This is a genomic window from Campylobacter sp. RM10537 (assembly GCF_022369435.1).
Classification (GTDB): Bacteria; Campylobacterota; Campylobacteria; order Campylobacterales; family Campylobacteraceae; genus Campylobacter_D; species Campylobacter_D molothri.
In genome coordinates, this window is the sequence record NZ_CP059597.1 from 865,280 (window position 1) to 885,143 (window position 19,864).

22 protein-coding genes are annotated in these 19,864 nt (G+C 29.6%); 5 read left to right on the top strand and 17 right to left on the bottom strand.

What is annotated here, in order from left to right; genetic code table 11:
- The first annotated feature begins 34 nt into the window (after positions 1-34).
- Positions 35-337: a c-type cytochrome gene (locus CMOL_RS04340; RefSeq protein ID WP_239819870.1), complete on the top strand. Its 303-nt coding sequence runs from the start codon at positions 35-37 to the stop codon at positions 335-337.
- A gap of 30 nt (positions 338-367) precedes the next feature.
- Here CMOL_RS04340 and CMOL_RS04345 read toward each other — a convergent pair whose 3' ends face one another.
- Together CMOL_RS04345 and CMOL_RS04350 are read right to left on the bottom strand one after the other, a co-directional pair.
- The gene (locus CMOL_RS04345) at positions 368-571 is read right to left on the bottom strand and encodes a cbb3-type cytochrome oxidase assembly protein (protein WP_239819871.1); all 204 of its coding nucleotides are present in this window, start codon (positions 569-571) and stop codon (positions 368-370) included.
- The gene (locus tag CMOL_RS04350; protein ID WP_239819872.1) at positions 564-2,924 is read right to left on the bottom strand and encodes a heavy metal translocating P-type ATPase; all 2,361 of its coding nucleotides are present in this window, start codon (positions 2,922-2,924) and stop codon (positions 564-566) included. The genes CMOL_RS04345 and CMOL_RS04350 overlap by 8 nt, the downstream gene beginning before the upstream one ends.
- 137 nt (positions 2,925-3,061) lie before the next feature.
- Here CMOL_RS04350 and rho point away from each other — a divergent pair, with 137 nt between their 5' ends.
- Both rho and CMOL_RS04360 read left to right on the top strand, forming a co-directional pair.
- Positions 3,062-4,360 (top strand): transcription termination factor Rho, encoded by a 1,299-nt coding sequence (gene rho / locus CMOL_RS04355; protein WP_200281019.1) that lies wholly within the window; start codon positions 3,062-3,064, stop codon positions 4,358-4,360.
- Between the two features lie 5 nt (positions 4,361-4,365).
- The gene (locus CMOL_RS04360; protein ID WP_239819873.1) at positions 4,366-5,898 is read left to right on the top strand and encodes a DNA polymerase III subunit gamma/tau; all 1,533 of its coding nucleotides are present in this window, start codon (positions 4,366-4,368) and stop codon (positions 5,896-5,898) included.
- Here the strand turns inward: CMOL_RS04360 and CMOL_RS04365 are convergent, their stop codons facing one another.
- From CMOL_RS04365 to CMOL_RS04405, 9 genes are all read right to left on the bottom strand, one after another.
- Positions 5,899-8,004 carry a heavy metal translocating P-type ATPase gene (locus CMOL_RS04365; RefSeq protein ID WP_239819874.1) on the bottom strand — a complete coding sequence of 702 codons (2,106 nt, stop codon included), beginning with the start codon at positions 8,002-8,004 and terminating at the stop codon, positions 5,899-5,901.
- The gene (locus CMOL_RS04370) at positions 8,005-8,199 is read right to left on the bottom strand and encodes a cation transporter (RefSeq protein WP_200281010.1); all 195 of its coding nucleotides are present in this window, start codon (positions 8,197-8,199) and stop codon (positions 8,005-8,007) included. It abuts the gene before it with no gap.
- A complete protein-coding gene (locus CMOL_RS04375) occupies positions 8,199-9,152 on the bottom strand; it encodes a cation diffusion facilitator family transporter (protein WP_200281007.1) in 954 nt (317 codons plus the stop codon). The genes CMOL_RS04370 and CMOL_RS04375 overlap by 1 nt, the downstream gene beginning before the upstream one ends.
- 63 nt (positions 9,153-9,215) lie before the next feature.
- On the bottom strand, positions 9,216-9,710 hold the full coding sequence (locus CMOL_RS04380; RefSeq protein ID WP_239819875.1) for a threonine/serine exporter family protein: 495 nt from the start codon (positions 9,708-9,710) through the stop codon (positions 9,216-9,218).
- The gene (locus tag CMOL_RS04385; RefSeq protein WP_200281002.1) at positions 9,707-10,483 is read right to left on the bottom strand and encodes a threonine/serine exporter family protein; all 777 of its coding nucleotides are present in this window, start codon (positions 10,481-10,483) and stop codon (positions 9,707-9,709) included. The genes CMOL_RS04380 and CMOL_RS04385 overlap by 4 nt, the downstream gene beginning before the upstream one ends.
- A 123-nt stretch (positions 10,484-10,606) precedes the next feature.
- Positions 10,607-10,834, bottom strand: coding sequence for a hypothetical protein (locus tag CMOL_RS04390; RefSeq protein WP_200281000.1), 228 nt, complete (start codon positions 10,832-10,834; stop codon positions 10,607-10,609).
- A 12-nt stretch (positions 10,835-10,846) separates the two neighbouring features.
- Positions 10,847-12,268, bottom strand: coding sequence for an outer membrane tyrosine kinase (gene omp50, locus CMOL_RS04395; RefSeq protein WP_239819876.1), 1,422 nt, complete (start codon positions 12,266-12,268; stop codon positions 10,847-10,849).
- 80 nt (positions 12,269-12,348) lie between these two features.
- Positions 12,349-12,831 carry a peptidylprolyl isomerase gene (locus CMOL_RS04400; RefSeq protein ID WP_239819877.1) on the bottom strand — a complete coding sequence of 161 codons (483 nt, stop codon included), beginning with the start codon at positions 12,829-12,831 and terminating at the stop codon, positions 12,349-12,351.
- Positions 12,832-12,841: 10 nt separating this feature from the next.
- Positions 12,842-13,549 carry a YebC/PmpR family DNA-binding transcriptional regulator gene (locus CMOL_RS04405; protein ID WP_200280994.1) on the bottom strand — a complete coding sequence of 236 codons (708 nt, stop codon included), beginning with the start codon at positions 13,547-13,549 and terminating at the stop codon, positions 12,842-12,844.
- Positions 13,550-13,661: 112 nt separating this feature from the next.
- On the opposite strand from CMOL_RS04405, the gene CMOL_RS04410 reads away from it, so the two are divergent.
- A complete protein-coding gene (locus tag CMOL_RS04410; protein ID WP_374260355.1) occupies positions 13,662-13,997 on the top strand; it encodes a DMT family transporter in 336 nt (111 codons plus the stop codon).
- Positions 13,994-14,308 carry a DMT family transporter gene (locus CMOL_RS04415; protein ID WP_337203359.1) on the top strand — a complete coding sequence of 105 codons (315 nt, stop codon included), beginning with the start codon at positions 13,994-13,996 and terminating at the stop codon, positions 14,306-14,308. The genes CMOL_RS04410 and CMOL_RS04415 overlap by 4 nt, the downstream gene beginning before the upstream one ends.
- Before the next feature lie 6 nt (positions 14,309-14,314).
- Here CMOL_RS04415 and argS read toward each other — a convergent pair whose 3' ends face one another.
- From argS to CMOL_RS04445, 6 genes are read right to left on the bottom strand one after another with little or no spacing between them, the layout of a single operon-like run.
- Entirely contained in the window at positions 14,315-15,907 is a 1,593-nt protein-coding gene (argS, locus tag CMOL_RS04420) for an arginine--tRNA ligase (protein ID WP_239819878.1), read from the bottom strand.
- Positions 15,908-15,916: 9 nt separating this feature from the next.
- Entirely contained in the window at positions 15,917-16,156 is a 240-nt protein-coding gene (locus tag CMOL_RS04425) for a Sec-independent protein translocase subunit TatA/TatB (RefSeq protein WP_200280986.1), read from the bottom strand.
- 1 nt (position 16,157) lies between these two features.
- Complete coding sequence (gene gmk, locus CMOL_RS04430; RefSeq protein WP_239819879.1) at positions 16,158-16,775, bottom strand: guanylate kinase; 618 nt, start codon at positions 16,773-16,775, stop codon at positions 16,158-16,160.
- Between the two features lie 3 nt (positions 16,776-16,778).
- Entirely contained in the window at positions 16,779-18,416 is a 1,638-nt protein-coding gene (locus CMOL_RS04435) for a midas domain-containing protein (protein ID WP_239819880.1), read from the bottom strand.
- A 53-nt stretch (positions 18,417-18,469) separates the two neighbouring features.
- Complete coding sequence (gene fliR / locus CMOL_RS04440) at positions 18,470-19,237, bottom strand: flagellar biosynthetic protein FliR (protein WP_239819881.1); 768 nt, start codon at positions 19,235-19,237, stop codon at positions 18,470-18,472.
- Entirely contained in the window at positions 19,224-19,859 is a 636-nt protein-coding gene (locus CMOL_RS04445) for an ABC transporter ATP-binding protein (protein WP_239819882.1), read from the bottom strand. The genes fliR and CMOL_RS04445 overlap by 14 nt, the downstream gene beginning before the upstream one ends.
- Positions 19,860-19,864 lie beyond the last annotated feature (5 nt).

The window sequence follows — 19,864 nt, forward strand, 5'->3', positions numbered from 1 at the left end:
TTTGACATTAAATTAAATTCAAGGAGAAGTGTCAATGAAAAAAATGTTAGTAATCTCTGTATTAGCATGTATCGGTGTTTCAGCTTTTGCTGCTGATGGTGCAACTATATTTAAAAAATGTGCGGTATGCCACGGTGCAAAAGCAGATAAAGTTTATTTAAATAAAGTTCCAGCTCTTAAAACTTTAAGTTTTGAAGAAAGAGCACAAGCACTTAAAGAATATAAAGCAGGCACAAGAAACAAATTTGGCCAAGGTGCTATTATGAAAGTTCAATTAAACAGCTTAAGCGAAGCTGATTTAGAAGCTGTTGATAAATATATTGAAACTTTAAAATAATTCCAAAGCTTTCATTTTGTCAATGAAAGCTTAATCTCTCTTATCCTTTAAAGCTCTCTTTTTACGATTTTCAAGTTCTATAGCATCGCGTAATGATTCTTCATCATCATTTAAAGTAACAAATTTATAATCATCATCAAATTGTTTAGTTTTTATCCCCCAAAGCAAGATAGCCAAAATCACACAAAAACCAAGGATGGAAACACTTATCATCATTGTAATTACACTATTCATTTTTTATCCTTAAAGCATTTAAAACCACCATTATACTACTAAAAGACATAGAAATTGCTGCAACTAAAGGATTAATAAGTCCTAAAAAAGCTAGAGGTATAGTACAAGCATTGTAAAATAAAGAAAGGAATAAATTTTGCTTGATGATTTTGTAAGTATTTTTTGAAATTTGTATAGCATTTTTTAAAGAATTTAGATCATTTTTTAAAAGCAAAATATCACTATTTTCAATTGCCAAATCACTTCCTTCACGCAAACTTACAGAAACAGCGGCATATTTTAATGCCAAAGCATCATTTATACCATCTCCTACAAATAAAACTTTTTTATTTTGACTTAATTTTTCCACAATTTGCATTTTTTCTTCAGGCAAACAAGCAGCTTTAAAATCACAAATTTCAAGTTCATTAGCGATTTTTTCAACTGCTTTTTGATTATCACCACTTAAAATCATAATTTGAGTTTTTGTAGATTTAAGATAGGTGATTAAATTTTTAGCTCCATCCCTTAAAACACTCGAGAATTCAAAATAAGCTAAAACTTCATCATCGCTAGCAAAAACAAAATGAGAATTATTAAATTCTTGATTAAAAATTATATTATTTTCTTGCAAAAATTTTAAATTTCCACCTAAAAAAACTTTATCATTTAATATAGCCTTAATACCTTTTGCTTGTATATTGCTTACTTCTTGAAAATTTAAATTTAAACGTTTAGCATTTTTGTTTTTACTTAAAAATTGTGCAACACTTTTTGAAATTGGATGATTTGAAAGTGAAACAAAAGTATAAAATTCATCGATATTCAACTTTTCATGCAAGAAAAAATGTTTTACTTCTAAATTAGGCTTAGTTAAAACCCCTGTTTTATCAAATACAACCATATTGCATTTTGAAAGATCCTCGACCACACTTGAACTCTTAAATAAAATTGCTTTTTTTAATGCTCTACCAAGCGCCACAAGATTGCTAACTGGAGTAGCTAAAGCTAAAGCACAAGGGCAAGCTATAATTAAAACGGAAATTGCATTGATCAAAGAAATTTCAATTCCAGCTTTATAATAAAAAAACCATATTAAAAAACATATTAAAGCAAAACTTAAAACTACACGAGAAAAATAAGAAGAAATTTGAGAAACTAAACTTTCAAGTTTTGCTTTTTTCATACTTGCAAACTCTAAAAGCTTTATAATTTGACTTAATTTAGAATCACTATAAACTTTACTCGCTTCATACTCAATACTCCCATCTAAAACAATACAAGCAGAATTAACTATATCTCCTTGTTTAACTAAGCAAGGCTCATTTTCTCCACTTAAAGATGAAGTATCTATACTCGCTTCACCCTTTTTACAAATCCCATCAATTAAAATTTTATCTCCACTTTTAAGTAAAATTTTATCTCCTATGCAGACTTTTTGCACTTCTTTAGGCGCAAAATCCCTTCCATTAAAAACCATAACTTCATTTTGTAAAAAATCATTTAGTCCATCTATAGTATCTAAAGCACGTTTTTTACTAAACATTTCAAGATATTTTCCTATAAATACAAAACAAATAATCATCGCAACCGAGTCAAAATAAACTTCAGAAGATCTTGTAAACATAGCCCATAAAGAATAGCTATACGCTAAAGTAGCTCCGCTAATTACCAAAGTATCCATATTGAGGCTTTTAAATTTTAAAGATTTTAAAGCGCTTTTATAAAAATTAGATCCAGTGTAAAAAAGCACAGGAGAACAAAGAATAAATTCAAAAAAATTCAAAATATCTTTTATATCTCTATCCATACCGCTAAAAAAACCAGCGTATTTTGCTACAGCAATCCACATAATATTCATCACACAAGCAATGCCTACTACGAGTTTAGAATAAAACTCTCTTTTCATTAAATCAGCTTTTTTAGAACTTTTAACAGGATTATACGCACTTGCTTTATAACCTATGCTTTCGATTAAATTCAAAATTTGACTTAAGGAAATACTTTCCTTATCAAAAACTATTCTTGCTTTATGACTTAAATGATTGATATCTAGTTCTAAAATTCCTTGTTGTTTAATTAAAATTTTTTCATTTAACCATATACAGGCTGCACACTCAATACCATGAATCATAAGATAAATTTCACTAAAACCTTCTTTGGTTTGAGTGATAAATTCATCATAGTTTTTATTTGAAAATTCTAAATTTACAGGTTTTAAAGATCGATCTCCTAACCTTTCATAAAATTCATCCAAGCCTGTTTCATGCAGGATTTTCCAAACGCTTTCACATCCCTTACAGCAAAAAAATTTATCTTTATAAATAATCATTTGGGATTTTTGATAACTTAATCTACAATGTTCACATTTCATAATTAATCTTTAAAAAATATTTTTTTATAATTATAAACAAATATATGCAAATTATTTGACAAAAAGTATATTTTTTTATTAAAATCACAATTTTAATTTACTACTGCAAATGACTGCATAATTTCTTGCGAGGGCTTATGGAAAAAGAAAAAAAACAACATCAAAGAACCCATATTCCAGTTGAGGGTTATAAAATAGAAGATTTAAAATTACTTGACTTAGAAAATTTAGTCAAAATTGCAAATGAATGTGAAATAGAAAATCCACGCGAATTTCGTCGTCAAGAACTTATTTTTGAAATTTTAAAAGCACAAACTAAAAAAGGCGGATTTATACTCTTTACAGGAATTTTAGAAATTTCAAGTGAGGGCTATGGCTTTTTAAGAGGTATGGATTCTAATTTAAGCGATAGCGTTAATGACGCTTATGTTTCTAATTCCCAAATTCGTAAATTTGCATTACGTGTAGGAGATATCGTCACAGGGCAAGTTAGAGAACCTAAAGATCAAGAAAAATATTATGCGCTTTTAAAAATTGAAGCGATTAATTATATGCCTTTACAAGAAGCTAAAGAAAGGCCATTATTTGACAATTTAACCCCGATTTTTCCTACTGAAAAAATCAAACTAGAATACGATCCTATGAAATTAACAGGACGCGTTTTAGATCTTTTTACCCCTATAGGAAAAGGACAACGTGGGCTTATAGTAGCACCGCCTAGAACAGGTAAAACAGAACTCATGAAAGAATTAGCAGCTGCAATTGCTAGAAATCATCCAGAAATGCATTTAATTGTTCTTTTAGTTGATGAAAGACCAGAAGAAGTAACCGATATGCAACGTTGCGTTAAAGGTGAGGTTTTTAGTTCTACTTTTGATTTACCTGCTTATAATCATGTTCGCGTTGCAGAACTTGTTATAGAAAAGGCAAAAAGAATGGTTGAAACGGGCAAAGATGTTATCATTTTACTTGATAGTATCACAAGACTTGCTAGAGCTTATAATACAGCAACCCCTAGTAGCGGAAAAGTTTTAAGTGGTGGTGTAGATGCAAATGCACTCCATAAGCCAAAACGCTTTTTTGGTGCCGCTAGAAATATAGAAAATGGTGGATCTTTAACCATTATAGCTACTGCTTTAATTGATACTGGCTCAAGAATGGATGATGTAATTTTTGAAGAATTTAAAGGAACAGGAAATAGCGAAATCGTTCTTGATAGAAATATCTCTGATAGGAGAATTTATCCTGCGATCAATATTATCAAATCAGGCACTAGAAAAGAAGAACTTTTACAAGGTGTTGCAGAACTTCAAAAAATTTGGGCTATACGCTCTGCTATTTCTCAAATGGATGATATTGAAGCTCTTAAATTTTTATATTCAAAAATGCTAAAAACTAAAGATAATGTCGAACTTTTATCTATAATGAATGAGTGATAAAAATGCTTCAAGCACTAGCCGTTAAATACAGACCAAAAACTTTTGATGAGCTTATAGGGCAAAAAACTGTTAGCACTAGCTTAAAATACGCACTTAATAACAACCGCTTAGCCCATGCTTATCTTTTTTCAGGTTTAAGAGGTAGCGGAAAAACCTCTAGTGCTAGAATTTTTTCTCGTGCCCTAGTTTGCGATCAAGGACCTAGTGACACTCCTTGTGGAACTTGTAAGCAATGTATCGCGGCTTTAGAAGGAAAACATATTGATATCATAGAAATGGATGCAGCGAGTAATCGAGGTCTTGAAGATATACAAGCTTTGATCGAGCAAACTAAATATGCTCCTTCTATGGCTCGTTTTAAAATTTTCATTATCGATGAAGTGCATATGCTTACCCCTCAGGCTGCAAATGCACTTTTAAAAACCTTAGAAGAACCACCAAGCTATGTAAAATTCATACTTGCAACGACAGATCCTTTAAAACTTCCAGCTACAGTTTTATCCAGAACTCAACATTTTCGCTTTAAACAAATCCCGCAAAGTGAAATTCAAAACCATCTCAAAGAAATTCTTATTAAAGAAAATGTTCGTTTTGAGGAAGAAGCTTTAAAATTTATTGCAAGAAGTGGTAATGGATCTTTAAGAGATACGCTGACCCTACTTGATCAGGCTATTATTTTTTGTCAAAATGATATTAGTACTCTTAAAATCACTGATATGTTAGGTTTTTTAGATCCAAATAAAATTAAAGAATTTTATCATGCTATTTTGACTAAAGATAAAGAAAAGGTTTTTGATTTCTTAGATGAACTTAAAGAATACGAAGCTTCTAGCGTTATTGATGAAATGCTATTTTACCTCAAAGAAAGTTTTTTTGCTAAGAGTACTGAATTTTCAACTTTAATTTATGAAAGATTTTTCCGCATTTTAGCTCGTGCTAAAAATATGATTTGTGATGATGATGGTTTTACACTTTGCGTGATGGCTTTTATGATGATGGAGGCAAGTTATCTTAAAGAAATTGATACACAAATCAATGAAATCAAGCAAAGAAAAACTATTGAAAATACTGTACCAAAAACCACGCCTATTTTAGATCAAAAAATTCAAGAAAAACCAAAAACGCAAAATGCTTATGAGATGCTTTTGGATGCAATATATGATAGAGATTATGAGCTTGGAAAATGTTTTGAGAAAAATACACAATTTATTAGTTATGAAAATAAAATTTTAACAATAAGCTCCAATGCTACAGGAGAAAATCGCACTCAACTTAATAAAGGCTTTAAGCTCATACAAGAGCTTTTAAAAGATAAATTAGGAGAAAATGCAAAAATTGCTGTCCAAAAAGAAATTGCTATTGATGAAAGCAAACTCCAATCAATAACTCAAGAGCCTAGCTCTCTTTCAAATTCTAAACTAGATCTTAATTCATCTTTTAAAGAACTCAAACAAGGAGCTAAAAAATTTAATCCTGAAGAAGATGTTAAAGAGGCTTTGAAAGATTGTTTTGGAGAGCCTCAAATTCAAGAATAATTAAATATTTTTTAACCTCAAAGAATTAAGTACAACCGTTATAGAACTAAAGCACATAGCTAAAGCTGCGAAGTGTGGGCTTAAAGTTACAAAAGGTATAAAACCAGCCGCAATAGGAATACAAAGCGTGTTATAAATAAAAGCCCAAAAAAGATTTAATTTAATTATTTTTCTTGTTTTTTTAGAAAGAGAAAAGCAATATAAAATATTTTCCAAATTTTCTTTAATCAAGATAAAATCCCCTGTTTTTTTAGCTAATTCATTTGCCTTTGAAAAACTCATGCTCACACTTGCTAAAGATAATCCTGCTGCATCATTTAAGCCATCTCCTATAAACAGAGCTTCTTTGGAATTTTTAATAATTTGAAATTTTTCTTCTGGTTTTAATTGTGCATAAAAATCACTAATATCTAGCTCTTTAGCTACTTTTTCAACACTTTCTTGATTATCTCCACTTAAAATGATACTTTTAATTCCTTGTTTTTTTAATCCCGCAATGAGTTCTTTTGCACCTTGTTTTAAAGTGCTATCGAGCAAAACTCCACCTAGACAATGAAAATTTTTTGCAAAATACACCTTAATACTTCCCAAATTTTTAAATTGATTAAAAAATTGATCGCATTCTTTAGTATTAATACCTTTGCTATCTAAAAAATATCTACTTCCTATAAAATATGTATCATTATCTTCTTTATAGACAATACCTGCGCCAAAAACAATTTCACCTTCGCCTTTTAAATTAGGATGAATATTTTTACTCAAACTTTTTGCAATAGGATGAGAACTTAAGCTTTCAATCTCACAAAGCTTTTTAAAATCGTCCTGATTTAAATTGTGCTTAATAATTTTTAATTCTTCTTTAGTCAAAGTTCCTGTTTTATCAAAATAAGCAAGTTTAATTTGGCTAAGCTTTTCTAAAGCTGCAGGATTTTTAAGTAAAATAAAATTTTTAGCCGCATTTGAACTAGCTACCACCAAAGCAATTGGAGTTGCGAGCCCTAAGGCACAAGGGCAAGAGATTAAAAGCACAGCACAAGCGTGCAAAAAAGCTATATTTAAATTTGCTTTAAAAAGCCAAAATAAAAATACACACAAAGCCAAAATGATAATACCTGCTACAAAATATTTAGAAATTTTATCTGCTAAAGTTGCTAATGGGGTTTTTATATTTCCTGCATAAAAAACTAAATTTTTAATTTGCTCTAAAGTGCTATCCATTGCTTTTTTACTTGCTTTAATTTTTAACATACCATTTAAAACAATACCACCCGCTTGCACTTCATCATTTTCTTTTTTCAATATAGGAAAAAATTCTCCATTTAAAAAGCTCATATCTACTTCAGCATTTCCGCTTAAAATCACCCCATCAGCAACAATACTTTCACCTTCTTTTACCAAAATAATATCTCCAGCTTTAACAAAAGCACTTGAGATTTCTTTAATTTCATTATTTTCAAGTAAAATTCTTGCCTTTTTTGTATCAATATTTTCAAGTTTTTTTTGATAATTTTCAGCTTTAAATTTGATTTTATTTTCAAGATATTTTCCTAAAAGCACAAAAGAGATAATCATCATAGCGCCACTAAAATACAAATGCTCTTCATTAAAAATTCTAAAATAAATCAAACAAGAATACACAAAAGCACTCATTACCCCTAAAACAACAAGGGTATTCATATCTAAATTTTTATTTTTCAATCCCAAAAAAGCATGAGAAAAAAAATCTCTTCCACAGTAAAAAATTCCAAAAAAGCTTAAAAACATTTGCATATTTTGTGAAAAAAAACTTTGATCAAACATTTCAAAATACATCACAAAAACACTTAAAACTATACTTAAAAGTAAATTTTTTCTAAGTTCAATATGTTTTTTGATTTTATATTCTTCTAGGCTTTGCTCATCTTCTAAAATTTCAAAGCCTAAATTTTTTATTTTTGTTAAAATTTCTTTACGTTTTTCATCTTCTTGGATGAGAAAAATACCACTTGAATTTATATAAGAAACACTTGCTTCTTCAACACCATCAATCTTTTTACAAGCACGTTCAATAGCATTGGAGCAATTAACACAAGTCATCTTCCCTATTTTTACACGAAATTCTTGCATTTATATGCGACCTACTATTTCAAATCCCAATTCTTCAAATTCATTTTTAAAATCTTCTAATTTTTCTTCCTTTAAATCAACACTTAAAATTTTATTTTCTAAATCCACTTCTATTGTTCCATATTCATTTTCTAAAGATTTTTTGATTAAATTTACACAATTGATACAATTGACATTATTAACTTTAAATTTCATCATTCTTCCTTTTTTGTAATACTTGGTTGTATTGTAATATGTCCTATATTAAAATGTTCTAAGAGTTCATTTGAAAGCTCTTGATAGAGTTTTTCAAATTCATATAATTCTTTAATATTAACTTCGATATGCAAAGTTGCTACAAACATTTTATTTGTAATCTCTACTATATGCAAATCCAAAATTTTGCTCACTTGATGATGTTTTAAAATCACTTCTTCAACACTTTTGACATCTACAGGTGAAGTTTCTAGCAAAATATTAATACTTTTTCTTAATAGCTTAATCGCCCATCTTAAAAGCAAAAGAGATAAAATCAAAGCTAAAATCGTATCAATATAAACAATTTGAGTAAAATAAACAACGATTCCGCCTACAATCACCACCAAAGAGCCTAGCAAATCGCTCATCATATGTAAAAAAGCAGATTTCATATTGACATTATCTAAACTTGCACCTTTAAACATTAAAAAAGCGTTAAAAGCATTGACTAAAAATCCCAAAACAGCAACAACAATCATAGTTTTTGCATCTATATTTACTGGATAAAATAATTTTTCTATACTTTCATAAATAATAAAAATCGCAGATAAAATAATAGTCAAAGCATTGATAAAAGCAACTAAAATTTCTAATCTAAAATAACCAAATGTTTTTTGTTCATCTTTAAATTTTTCTATAGCAATAATCGCAAAAAAGCTAAGAGCTAAAGCAAAAACATCAGAAAACATATGCAAAGTATCGCTTAATAATGCTAAAGAATTTGAAAGTATAGAATACACAAATTGCACAAGCATCATCAAAAAAGTCATAATAAGAGATATTTTTAAAATTTTCTTATCTATATTACGCGCATCTGAATGATTATGATCGTGATGATGTTCATGATGAGAGTGATCATGATGAGAATGGCATTTTTTTGCTAAAGGTTTATGCGATAAATACTTTTGCATTTTTTTCCTTTTTTTATTTTTATTGTAAGATATTAAATTAACAAAAAGATAAAAAAATAAAAATTAATGTCTTCTTATATGTCTTGTCATCATAAAACTTTGCTCAAAGAATATAAGCAAAGTGATACTTACTCCTATAGCTAAAGCTAGAGTTACAGAAACTGTAGTTAAAAAATAATCAAAAAAATGCACCAAAAAATTAGTTTTAGCTTGAATATCTTCACTGCGTATAAAAGAGATCAAATATAAAATTGCCTTATAAGCATAAATCCCAGGTATCATCGGTATAAGTGCTGGAAAGGCTATGATTTCAGCTGGAGTTTTTATCTTTTTTGCTAAAACTATACCCAAACAACCTATACAAAAAGAGGCTATAAAGGTTGCTATTGCTAAGGTTTGAAAGTGAAAATATTGCACCAAAACAAAACGAAGACCATGGGCAATAGCTGCTAAAAAAGCTGAAGCTATCAAGGTTTTAAAAGGAGGGTTGCAAGCATAAGCAAAACCAAAACCAGCCAAAGCCGCAAAAAACATATCTTTTAAAACAAATTCTATCATCTTAAAATTCCAAAATCAGTTAAACTAAGCGTCATATAAATTCCAAGTGCTATACAACAAATCAAAATCCCAACACTAATAATACGACTCACTCCCATTAAAATATGATCTTTAAGTATATCTATAACCGAGTTAATAAAAAACACACCAGGGATAAGATATAAAATGCTAGAACCTAAAGCCACATCGGATGTATTTGTATATCCCATATCAAGCCCTAAAAAAACAAAACCTGAAGAGATAAAAGAACAAATAATATATTGAATTCTCAAATCTATTTTAAACTTTGTCAAAAAAAATCTTAAAATCAAACCTAAAAAAGTTCCAAAAAATACCAAAACACCCGAACCAAAGTCACCACCAAAGAGCCTACAAAAAGCCGAATTTGCAATAGAAACTAAAAAAAGAGTCTTTAAAAAAGAACGCTTTTCTTGGCAGATGATTTGATCAAAAATCGCCTTTGCTTTTTCAAGATCATATCTATGATCATAAATCGCCCAGCTTAAAGCACTCAAATCTAAAATAATCTTAAAATTAATATAAGCATGATGATTAGGGATTACATAAGTTCTATGCTTGGATTTATCGCTTCTATCTACGATATTTAAAGTAATATGGTGAAAAAAGAAATTAATATTGATCTCATAGCCATAAACTTTAGCGATTCTTCCTACACATTTAGCCACCCTAGATGTATAAGTCCCAGAACCCAATAAAGTCTTTGTATAGATAATAAGAAAATTAGTCAAACTTTGTATATCAGGTTTTTGCATTTATAATTCTTTATAATTGAAATTTGATTTATTATAACAAAATTTTAAAACAAAGAATATAAAAAATGAAAAAAGAATTGAAGAAATTAAAAGAAGTATAAAAGCGGTTTTAAACCGCTTTTATTATTTACCTGCAACTGAAACTTGATTTGGATTATCAGCCGCACGAGCAACCATACACTCTTTCAAAATTGAAGCATCTTTAGGATCTTTAACTTTTTTATTCACCCAGCGTTCAATTTGCTTCATTGTTTTTGATTCTGGTTCTGGAGCTTCGTATTTTGCCATTAAGCTAGCACAATCAGCTAAAGCAATGATAGGCAATAAACCTAAAAAAAGTAATTTTTTCATATCACTTACTCCTTAAAATTTCACATTATACATTAACATAACATTATCAGCTCTTGATTTTTCTTTCTTAGCTCCACCAAGAGGTAAACCACGATTTCCCCATTTATTTTGGATATTGGTGTAACTTAAGCGTAAGAATTGATATCTATCAAGTTGATAAATCACATAAACATCATTTGCTATACCTCTAGTCATTCTTATATTAAGTGGATCATTGATGCTTGGGCGAGACATAGTATACCAGTATCTGCTACCCCAGAAGAATTCATAACCTACTTTTAAAGCTCTTGTAAAGTCATAGCGTCCACCTACATGCACTGCATAACCATCTTTTTCGTTAAATGCTAAAGAACTAGCTAGTCTATTAGCTGCACTTGGCCACCAAGTATTTGCATTACTTCCGTTGTAATAACCTAAAGATGTAAACCAGTTAAAGTCTGTTCCAAAAGTATTGTAGTTTTCAAAATGGATATTTGCAATAGTTGCATCACCTAAATTTTTAACACCTGCTCCACCGATCATTGTATTTAAAGGTACGCCAAGATCAATTGGTAAAGAGAAATCAGTCATACGAGCTATGTTAAAGATGATCAAGTTATTTCCAAAGCTACCTAAAGGAAGCTCTCCCTCTACAGCTGCATAGTAAAGATTTGCATCTGCATCTTGTTGATCGCTCATCCAGTCTCTTACTTTACCACTTTCTTCATCCCATTGGTAAGTTTTACCATAAGCAGCACGGATAGCTACTTTATAATCTTGCAAACTTTCAGGTTTATAAGTAATAACCGCAGCATCACCTAAAGCGTTGATTGCTAAAGCTGGATAGGTTGATTGTCTTAGAGCATTGTTTCTAAGATTTGTTCCAGGGCCATCTGTTCCAGGTTGTCTTCCTATAGTTGCAATCCACTCAGGAGTAATGTAATAATCAAGATAAGCTCTATCTACATAAAGGATAGGACCACTTGTTCTAGTGTTTCTTCCTGCATCTAAGTCATAAGGCGTTCCACTCCATCCCATTTGAGACCAGTTTTTAGCCATAGATAAACGGCCATAGAATTTAGTTTTATCATTGATGTCTGCATTCATATTTAAGTGAAGCTCCATCATCCACTTATTGTTAGCATGATAAGTTGTGCTAGGAAGCTTATAGTTTGTATTTGAAAGTGCATTTGAGAATTCAAGTCCGAATTTCACTTTACTTAAAGCAGCTTGAAATTCGTTATCATCTGCTCTATCGCTAAGATCAGCAAGCTCTTCTTTAACTTCTTTGTTTTGCTTAGCTTGATCTTCTCTTTCTTTTCTGATTTCTTTTAACTCAGCTTGAATTTTTGCAAGCTGTTTTTGAAGCTTAGTGATCTCATCATCTGCAGTTTGTGCAAAAAGTGATGATGAAAAAATACAAGCACTCAAAATAATTGAAAACTTAGTTTTCATAATAATAACTCCTTGTAAATATTTCATTAAAGTAAAGAAGTTATTATAGGAATAAAAAGCTTTAATTTAGATTATATTAATCATTTTTCGCTAGGAATTTCAATATCTAAAATTTTATCACCTTGGCGAATTGAGTCAAGTACTTCCAAACTTTGCTCATCTTTTAAATCAATTTGCCCAAAGATGGTATGCACTCCATTTAAATGAGGTTGCGCACTTAAACAAATAAAAAATTGCGATCCACCTGTATCTCTTCCTGCATGTGCCATTGATAAAGTCCCACGCAAATGTTCATGCTGTTGATCATCGCATTCGCAAGGAATTTCATATCCGGGCCCACCTATACCATTTCCATAAGGACAGCCCCCTTGCACAACAAAATTTGGAATCACTCTATGAAAAGTTAAATCTTTGTAAAATCCTTCATTAGCCAAATTAGCAAAATTACAAACCGTTTGAGGAGTCTCATCGGCAAAAAGTTCAACTTTCATTGTGCCTTTTTCTGTTTTAATTAAAGCAAATTTATATTTGTCTGCATTAGTGGTATCGATTTGTTTAAGCATTTTTCCTCCTTTATTCTATGTTAGTATAAACAGCTTGAACATCATCATCTTCTTCAAGCTTATCTAGAAGTTTTTCTATATCATTGAGTTGTTCTTCGCTAAAATTCAAAGGATTATTAGCAATATATTCAAGCCCAGCTTTTTTAAGCACTAAACCCTTAGCCTCTATAGCTGAACTTAATTCTCCAAATGCTGTATAATCCCCGCTGATAACTAACTCTTCTTCATTTTGCTCTAATTCCTCAAGACCAGCATCGATTAAATCAAGTTCCAATTCTTCCAAATCTCCTGAAAATTTTTCAAGATGAAAAACCGCTTTTCTATTGAACATAAAACCTAAGGATCCATTTTGCAAAATTTCTCCACCATTTTTACTAAAAATAGCTTTTACATTAGCTACGGTTCTAGTAGGATTATCTGTCATGCATTCAACTATAACCAAAACTCCATGCGCTGCTTTTCCTTCGTAATGGATATTTTTTATATCCACACTATCTTTACCACTAGCACGCTTAATTGCCGCATCAATATTATCTTTAGGCATATTATTAGCTTTAGCGGTAGCTATAGCACTTCTTAATTTTGGATTCATATCAGGATCAGGCCCACCCTCTTTAGCTGCTACTTGTATAGCCTTAGCAAGCTTAGGAAAAAGCTTACTCATCTTATCCCATCTAGCCTCTTTAGAAGCTCTTCGGTACTCGAACGCTCGTCCCATAGTTTCTCACTTTCTTAAAGATTTTTACGCTTGAAAGTATAAAATAAAAAGGCTGATTAAAGCTTTAAATGATATGATTTCAACATTTAATTTTAACAAGGATAGAGTGTTTATGGAAAAAAGAGAGCTTTTTAAAGCTTGGTTTTTTTTAATTTGCGCTATTGTTTTTGAAGTGTTGGGTACAAGTTTTTTAAAAATGGAAAACATAGTTTTAGGCTATTTTTTTATGGCTGTATTTATTGGTTTTTCTTATTTTTTTCTAAGCAAAGCTATTAAAAAAATTCAAGTTGGCATAGCGTATGCAGTTTGGGAATTGCTAGGCGTAATTCTTATCCTTTTGGTTTCTTTTATCATTTTTAAAGAAATTTTGACTCTAACTCAAATTTTAGGTATTGTTTGTGCTATTGCAGGGATTATTTTGATTAATATCGGAGAAGTTAGAGAGTGAAATTTTATTTTTTAATTATCATCTTATCTGCATTTTTAGATATTCTTGCAAATTTATTACTTAAAAAATCCAATGGTTTTAAATATAAATTTTGGGGAATTGCTGCTATTTTTAGCGCCATCTTAGCTTTTTTTCTACTCTCTTTTGCTTTAAAATATGTGCCTTTAAGTATCGCATATTCGACTTGGGGTGCTATAGGAATTATCGGAACTTGTGCTGGAGGATGGATCTTATATAAAGAAAAATTAAATAAAATAGGAATTTGTGGCGTTTTTTTAACTATATTAGCTGTAATTTTGCTTAATCTTTAGAATGGATTAATGATCCATTCTATTTTTTGCCTCAATTCCCATCAAGGCAAAAGCAGTTCTTATGCTTAGAGCAACTAAAGCAAATAATTTTAGCAAACTCTTTTCATTTTCAGAACCCACTACTTTATTTTCATTGTAAAATTTATGAAAACTTGCTGCTAGATTTTTTAGATAATCTGGAATCTTTTGTAAAGATCGACTCTCAAAAGCATCATTTAAAATAGCTTTTAAATTTAAAGCCTCAAAGAGTAAATTAGTTCCATCTTGATTTAAATTTTGTAAATCAGCCTCAATTACATCCGCAATACTCTTACCTGCCTTTGCAAAAACTTGATGTATTCTTGCATGGGCATAATTGATATAAAAAACTGGATTAGAATTATCTTCCTTTTGTAAATCGCTTACATCAAATTCTAAATGAGTATCGCATCTTTTACTTAAAAATATATAACGCAATGCATCTGCACCAATTTCATTTAAAACATCGCTCATTAAAATGAAATTTCCTGCTCTTTTGCTCATTTTATAAGGTTCACCATCCTTAAGCAAAGAAACCATCTGCGCTAAAATAATTTCGAGATTATCTGGATTAAAACCCAAATAATCCATTGCAGCTTTCATCCTAGGAATATATCCATGATGATCAGCTCCCCAAATATTGATGCATTTATCATAAGATCGACTCATTTTATCCTTATGATATACTATATCAGCAGCTAAATAAGTTCCACGACCATCTTCACGGATAATCACACGATCCTTTTCATCTCCTTTTAAAGAAGAAGCTAGCCAAATTTTTCCCTCTTTTTCATAAATACCTTGATGTTGTTTTAATGCCTTTAAAGTCGCATCTAAAGCATTGTAATAAGACTTTTCGCTTACATAATTATCAATTTTAATTTTTGCTTGATCTAAATTTTGTTTGATCAGTATAAGCATTTTATCTTTTGCCCAATCTGATAAAGAAGGGATATTTTCTTCCTTGAAAAAGTCTTTTCCAAATTCTTCATAAGCTTTTTTAGCTAAATCACTGATATAATCGCCTTTATAGTATTGTTCTGGATATTCTACTTCTTCTTTTAAAATTTTTTCTTTTACACTTAATAAAACAGAAAGACCAAGAAGATAAATTTGATTTCCCGCATCATTGACATAATACTCTGTGTCAAATTTATAACCTAAATGTTTTGCTACTCTTGCTAAAGTATCGCCAAAAATAGCTCCTCTTGCATGACCTATATGTAAAGGGCCTGTAGGATTTGCACTTACGTATTCAAGTAAAAAAGTTTGAGTTTTACCATTATCTTTAGCAAATTCGTGTGGATTTTTTAAAGCTTGACTAGCAAGTTCATTTAAAAAGTTTTTTGAAATTCTAAAATTAAGATAACCATTAATAGCTTCAACTTTTTCAAAACAATGATGATTTTGAAATTTTTGTGCTAAATCATTAGCTATAATCATAGGAGATTTTTTTAACTCTTTAGCTAAAGAAAAAGCTAAAGGAGTAGCAAAATGCGCTAAATTTTTATCCTTAGGATTTTCAAGAATAAAATCACATCCTAAAACTTTTTTAATCTCGTTAAAAATAATACTTTTCAAGAAAAAACCTTAAGCTTTTTTTGTTTCGTCTATATTTGCATCAATACTTGTATTGTTTTCTTTATTTTGTTTTTCTTCGATTTTTTGAGTATTTTTAACCGTTTCATCATCGCTATTCATTTCATCTTTAAAAGTCTTAATACCTTTACCTAAACCTTTTGCAAGTTCTGGAATTTTTTTAGCTCCAAAAAGCAACACAACAATTAATAAAATAATTAACCAATGACTAGGACTTGACCAACCACCCATTTTACTCTCCTTTATTCCAAATATTTTGAATTCGATCTAGATCTTGCCCTTTTGTTCTTAACCTATGGGCGACTAAAATTGCTCGTAATGCTTCATAGCTCTGATCAAGTTTATCATTTATAATCAAATAATCATACTCACAAAGCTCTTTCATTTCATCACTTGCATTCTCTAATCTTTTTTCTAGTTGTATTATTGTATCAGTATTTCGCTTAATAAGTCTTTGTTTTAATTCTTCTTTATCTTTTGTTGTGATAAAAACAGAAACAATTTTATCTTGTAGCTTTTTTTTAGCTATTTTATATCCTTGTACATCTATATCAAGAACAACTATCTTTCCGTGATTAAGTGCATCTTGCGTATATCGCAATGAAGTCCCATAAAAATTTTCATGAACCTTAGCCCATTCCAAGAAATAGCCCTTTTTTATATCCTCTTGAAATTCTTTATGGCTAGCAAAATAGTAATGTTCCCCGTGTTTTTCACCTTCTCTTGGAGATCTAGTTGTAGATGAAATCGAAAAATATAAATCTGATTTAAATTCCTCAAAAAGTTTTTTTAAAAGCGTAGATTTGCCAGCTCCGCTAGGCCCAGACACTAATAAAATAAAATTTTTCAAACATTATTCCTCATTAAAAGTAACATTAATGTTAATATTCATATTCATGCCCTTAAGCGCTGCTTTTAAAGTATCATCTTTAATACTTGAAGTAATTGCTCCTGCAATACTTTGACTCAATTCATTTACAATTTCTTCATTAGTCGTTTCTGGTGCCTTAGGGTCTTGAGATGCTATTTCTTCTTCAATAGTTTTTTTCTCTTCAATAGCTTTTTCTGTTATAGTTTCACCTAAAGCTTGTTGTATTTCACTTTCTTTAATACCATCTAATTCATTTGCTGCTAAATTTGGAACCACGACTTCTTCCTCATCAATTTGTAATTCTTTTTCATCAAAAACAGGTGTATCTTTAAAATTCTCTAAAATCTGCGGACTATCATATTCATCAATCTCATATTCCAGCTCATCAAGTTGTGCTAATTCTTCTTTAATCTGATCTTGAGCGCTTAAATTTCCAAAATCATTGATTAAATCTTCCTCTAAAGAATTGTCTTCTTCAATGACAGGTAAGATTTCTTCTTCTGATTTTCCATCATCTTCTTTATTTTGTCCTAAAAATTCTGCATCTTCTGGAATATCATCAAAATCAACTTCTTTTTCTTGCTCTTCAACTAAAGGTAATTCATCCTCAAAAGAATCTTCTTGAATATTTGGAGTATTTATTTGTTCTGTTTTTTCATTTAAATTTTCTTCTTGTAATAAAAGATTATCATCGTTTAAAATTTCATCATGATTTAAAATTTCATGATTTTCTGAAATTTCATTATTTTCCTTATGACTTTCTTCTAGTGCATTATCTTTTTCATCCAACTCATCGATATTTTCTTCAAGTTTAAAATCATCATCAGCTTCTAATTTATCTTGATTTTCTTGTGATATTTGAGAATCCTCTTTAATTTCTTCTTTTGTTTCATCATTTAATTTTATAGTTTCAGTTTCTTCATTAAGATTGTCAAGATTTTCATTTTCTTCATTTAAAGAATTTTCTAGATCTTTAGTTTCTTCAATATTTAAATTTTCTTCATCTGATTTTTCATCATCAAAATCCAAATTTAAATCATCAATTTTCAATTCATCTTCGCTAGATTTATCATCAAAATCCAAATTTAAATCATCAATTTTCAATTCATCTTCGCTAGATTTATCATCAAAATCCAAATTTAAATCATCAATTTTCAATTCATCTTCGCTAGATTTATCATCAAAATCCAAATTTAAATCATCAATTTTCAATTCATCTTCGCTAGATTTATCATCTAAATTCAAATCATTTATATCAAGTTCATCTTTAATGGTTTCATCATTGGAATCTTCAATAGCTGTTGTAGTAATAGTATCATCGATTTTTAAATTTTCCCCATTTAATAAATTTAAAAAATCTGTAGGCAAAAAAGGCTTATATAAAATTTGTGCATCAATATCAACATTTTGATTACGTGGTGCTAAAAATATCAATTTATCGCATTTTTCTTTTAAAACCTTTAAAGGAGCTGGAACGTCGCTATCAACTACAATAACATCATAATGACCCAAATCTTCACTATAAGTATTAAGCTCCTCAAATTCATAAGACATTTTTTTAGCACTAAGACTTATCAATCTCGAAACTACAGAATTCTCATTTAAAAGTAAAATTTTCATCACTTGTCCTTAAAAATAATCACTATTCTACAAAATTTTCATTTATCCTTTGCTTAGACAAAAAAGAGAGTTTGCATATGAGTGATTGCTTCTAATATCAAATCCTTAAAATACTCCATCATTACAATCAAAATAACTATTAAAACAATAATTCCTAAAGCGATTTTAATAGGATAACCAATTACTAAAAGATTAAATTGCGGCATAGTTTTCATTAAAAGTCCAAAAATAGTATCGGTAAGTAAAGAAATTCCAAGTATAGGAAAACTCATAGTAAAACCTATAATAAAAATATTTAAAATGCCCGAATTTAAATAACGCATTAAATTTTCTTGAGGATAAAAAGCCCCTAAATCAATATAACCTAAAGAATAACTTAAAAATAAAAGTATCAAATGATGCCCATTAAAGGCTAGAAAAAACAATAAAGCAATTAAATGCAAAATTTGGGATGTAATTGGCATATTTGTGCCAGAACTTGGATCTAAAACATTAGCCATTGTAAATCCCATGATAAAAGCAATTTGTTCACCAGCCATCATAATAATAGCAAAAATAATTTGCAATATTAAACCTGCAATCATCCCAAAAATCACTTCGCTTAAAAGTTGAATCACAAAAAAACTATCTAAATGCAAATTTTCAAGTTTTGCTAGAGGATATAAATACATAGTTAAAAACAAAGCTAAAGTTATTTTAATAACTATAGGAATAGAATTATGAGAAAAAAAAGGAAAAAAAACTATAAGCCCGCTCATTCTAGCAAAAAGGAGCATAAAGGTGGCTACATTTTTATCGCCAAGATAATTAACAAATTCCATTTAGTTTTAAAGTGTAAATTTGATCACAAAATTTTGCGAGTTTATGATCATGAGTGACAAAAAACAGGGCAGCTTCATTTTCTTTAGCATAACTTATTAAAAGCTCTATAACATTTTTAGCATTATCAAAATCTAAATTTCCGGTTGCTTCATCTGCAAATATAATTTTAGGTTTTTTACAAAGCACTCTAGCTATACTTACACGTTGTTGTTGCCCACCGCTTAATTTTCCTATTTTTTGATTTAAAAGTTTATCAATGCCTAGTTTTTCTAGAATCTTTTCATCTAATTTTTGATGAGATAAAACGCTAGCAAGTTCTATATTTTCTAAAGCAGAAAAGCCCTTAAATAAATAATGTGTTTGAAAAATAATACCAAAATCATAACGACGAATTTTTAATCTTTCATTTTCATCTAAATGATAAAGATTTCTATCTTTATAAAAAACATCGCCTCCATTAGGTTGAAGTAAAGAAGAAAGGATATGCAAAAGAGTTGATTTTCCGCAACCGCTACTACCCTCTATAGCTATACAATCTTGAGTTTTTAAAGTTAAATTTAAATTTTCAAAGAGCGGATAATCAAAACCATGATTTAAATTTTCCGCTCTTAAAAGTTCCATTACAA

Excerpts from the sequence above, each read along its gene's own strand:
- CMOL_RS04340 (WP_239819870.1), top strand. The coding sequence starts at position 35 with ATGAAAAAAATGTTAGTAATCTCTGTATTAGCATGTATCGGTGTTTCA.
- CMOL_RS04345 (WP_239819871.1), bottom strand. The coding sequence starts at position 571 with ATGAATAGTGTAATTACAATGATGATAAGTGTTTCCATCCTTGGTTTT.
- CMOL_RS04350 (WP_239819872.1), bottom strand. The coding sequence starts at position 2,924 with ATGAAATGTGAACATTGTAGATTAAGTTATCAAAAATCCCAAATGATT.
- rho (WP_200281019.1), top strand. The coding sequence starts at position 3,062 with ATGGAAAAAGAAAAAAAACAACATCAAAGAACCCATATTCCAGTTGAG.
- CMOL_RS04360 (WP_239819873.1), top strand. The coding sequence starts at position 4,366 with ATGCTTCAAGCACTAGCCGTTAAATACAGACCAAAAACTTTTGATGAG.
- CMOL_RS04365 (WP_239819874.1), bottom strand. The coding sequence starts at position 8,004 with ATGCAAGAATTTCGTGTAAAAATAGGGAAGATGACTTGTGTTAATTGC.
- CMOL_RS04370 (WP_200281010.1), bottom strand. The coding sequence starts at position 8,199 with ATGAAATTTAAAGTTAATAATGTCAATTGTATCAATTGTGTAAATTTA.
- CMOL_RS04375 (WP_200281007.1), bottom strand. The coding sequence starts at position 9,152 with ATGCAAAAGTATTTATCGCATAAACCTTTAGCAAAAAAATGCCATTCT.
- CMOL_RS04380 (WP_239819875.1), bottom strand. The coding sequence starts at position 9,710 with ATGATAGAATTTGTTTTAAAAGATATGTTTTTTGCGGCTTTGGCTGGT.
- CMOL_RS04385 (WP_200281002.1), bottom strand. The coding sequence starts at position 10,483 with ATGCAAAAACCTGATATACAAAGTTTGACTAATTTTCTTATTATCTAT.
- CMOL_RS04390 (WP_200281000.1), bottom strand. The coding sequence starts at position 10,834 with ATGAAAAAATTACTTTTTTTAGGTTTATTGCCTATCATTGCTTTAGCT.
- omp50 (WP_239819876.1), bottom strand. The coding sequence starts at position 12,268 with ATGAAAACTAAGTTTTCAATTATTTTGAGTGCTTGTATTTTTTCATCA.
- CMOL_RS04400 (WP_239819877.1), bottom strand. The coding sequence starts at position 12,831 with ATGCTTAAACAAATCGATACCACTAATGCAGACAAATATAAATTTGCT.
- CMOL_RS04405 (WP_200280994.1), bottom strand. The coding sequence starts at position 13,549 with ATGGGACGAGCGTTCGAGTACCGAAGAGCTTCTAAAGAGGCTAGATGG.
- CMOL_RS04410 (WP_374260355.1), top strand. The coding sequence starts at position 13,662 with ATGGAAAAAAGAGAGCTTTTTAAAGCTTGGTTTTTTTTAATTTGCGCT.
- CMOL_RS04425 (WP_200280986.1), bottom strand. The coding sequence starts at position 16,156 with ATGGGTGGTTGGTCAAGTCCTAGTCATTGGTTAATTATTTTATTAATT.
- CMOL_RS04435 (WP_239819880.1), bottom strand. The coding sequence starts at position 18,416 with ATGAAAATTTTACTTTTAAATGAGAATTCTGTAGTTTCGAGATTGATA.
- fliR (WP_239819881.1), bottom strand. The coding sequence starts at position 19,237 with ATGGAATTTGTTAATTATCTTGGCGATAAAAATGTAGCCACCTTTATG.
- CMOL_RS04445 (WP_239819882.1), bottom strand. The coding sequence starts at position 19,859 with ATGGAACTTTTAAGAGCGGAAAATTTAAATCATGGTTTTGATTATCCG.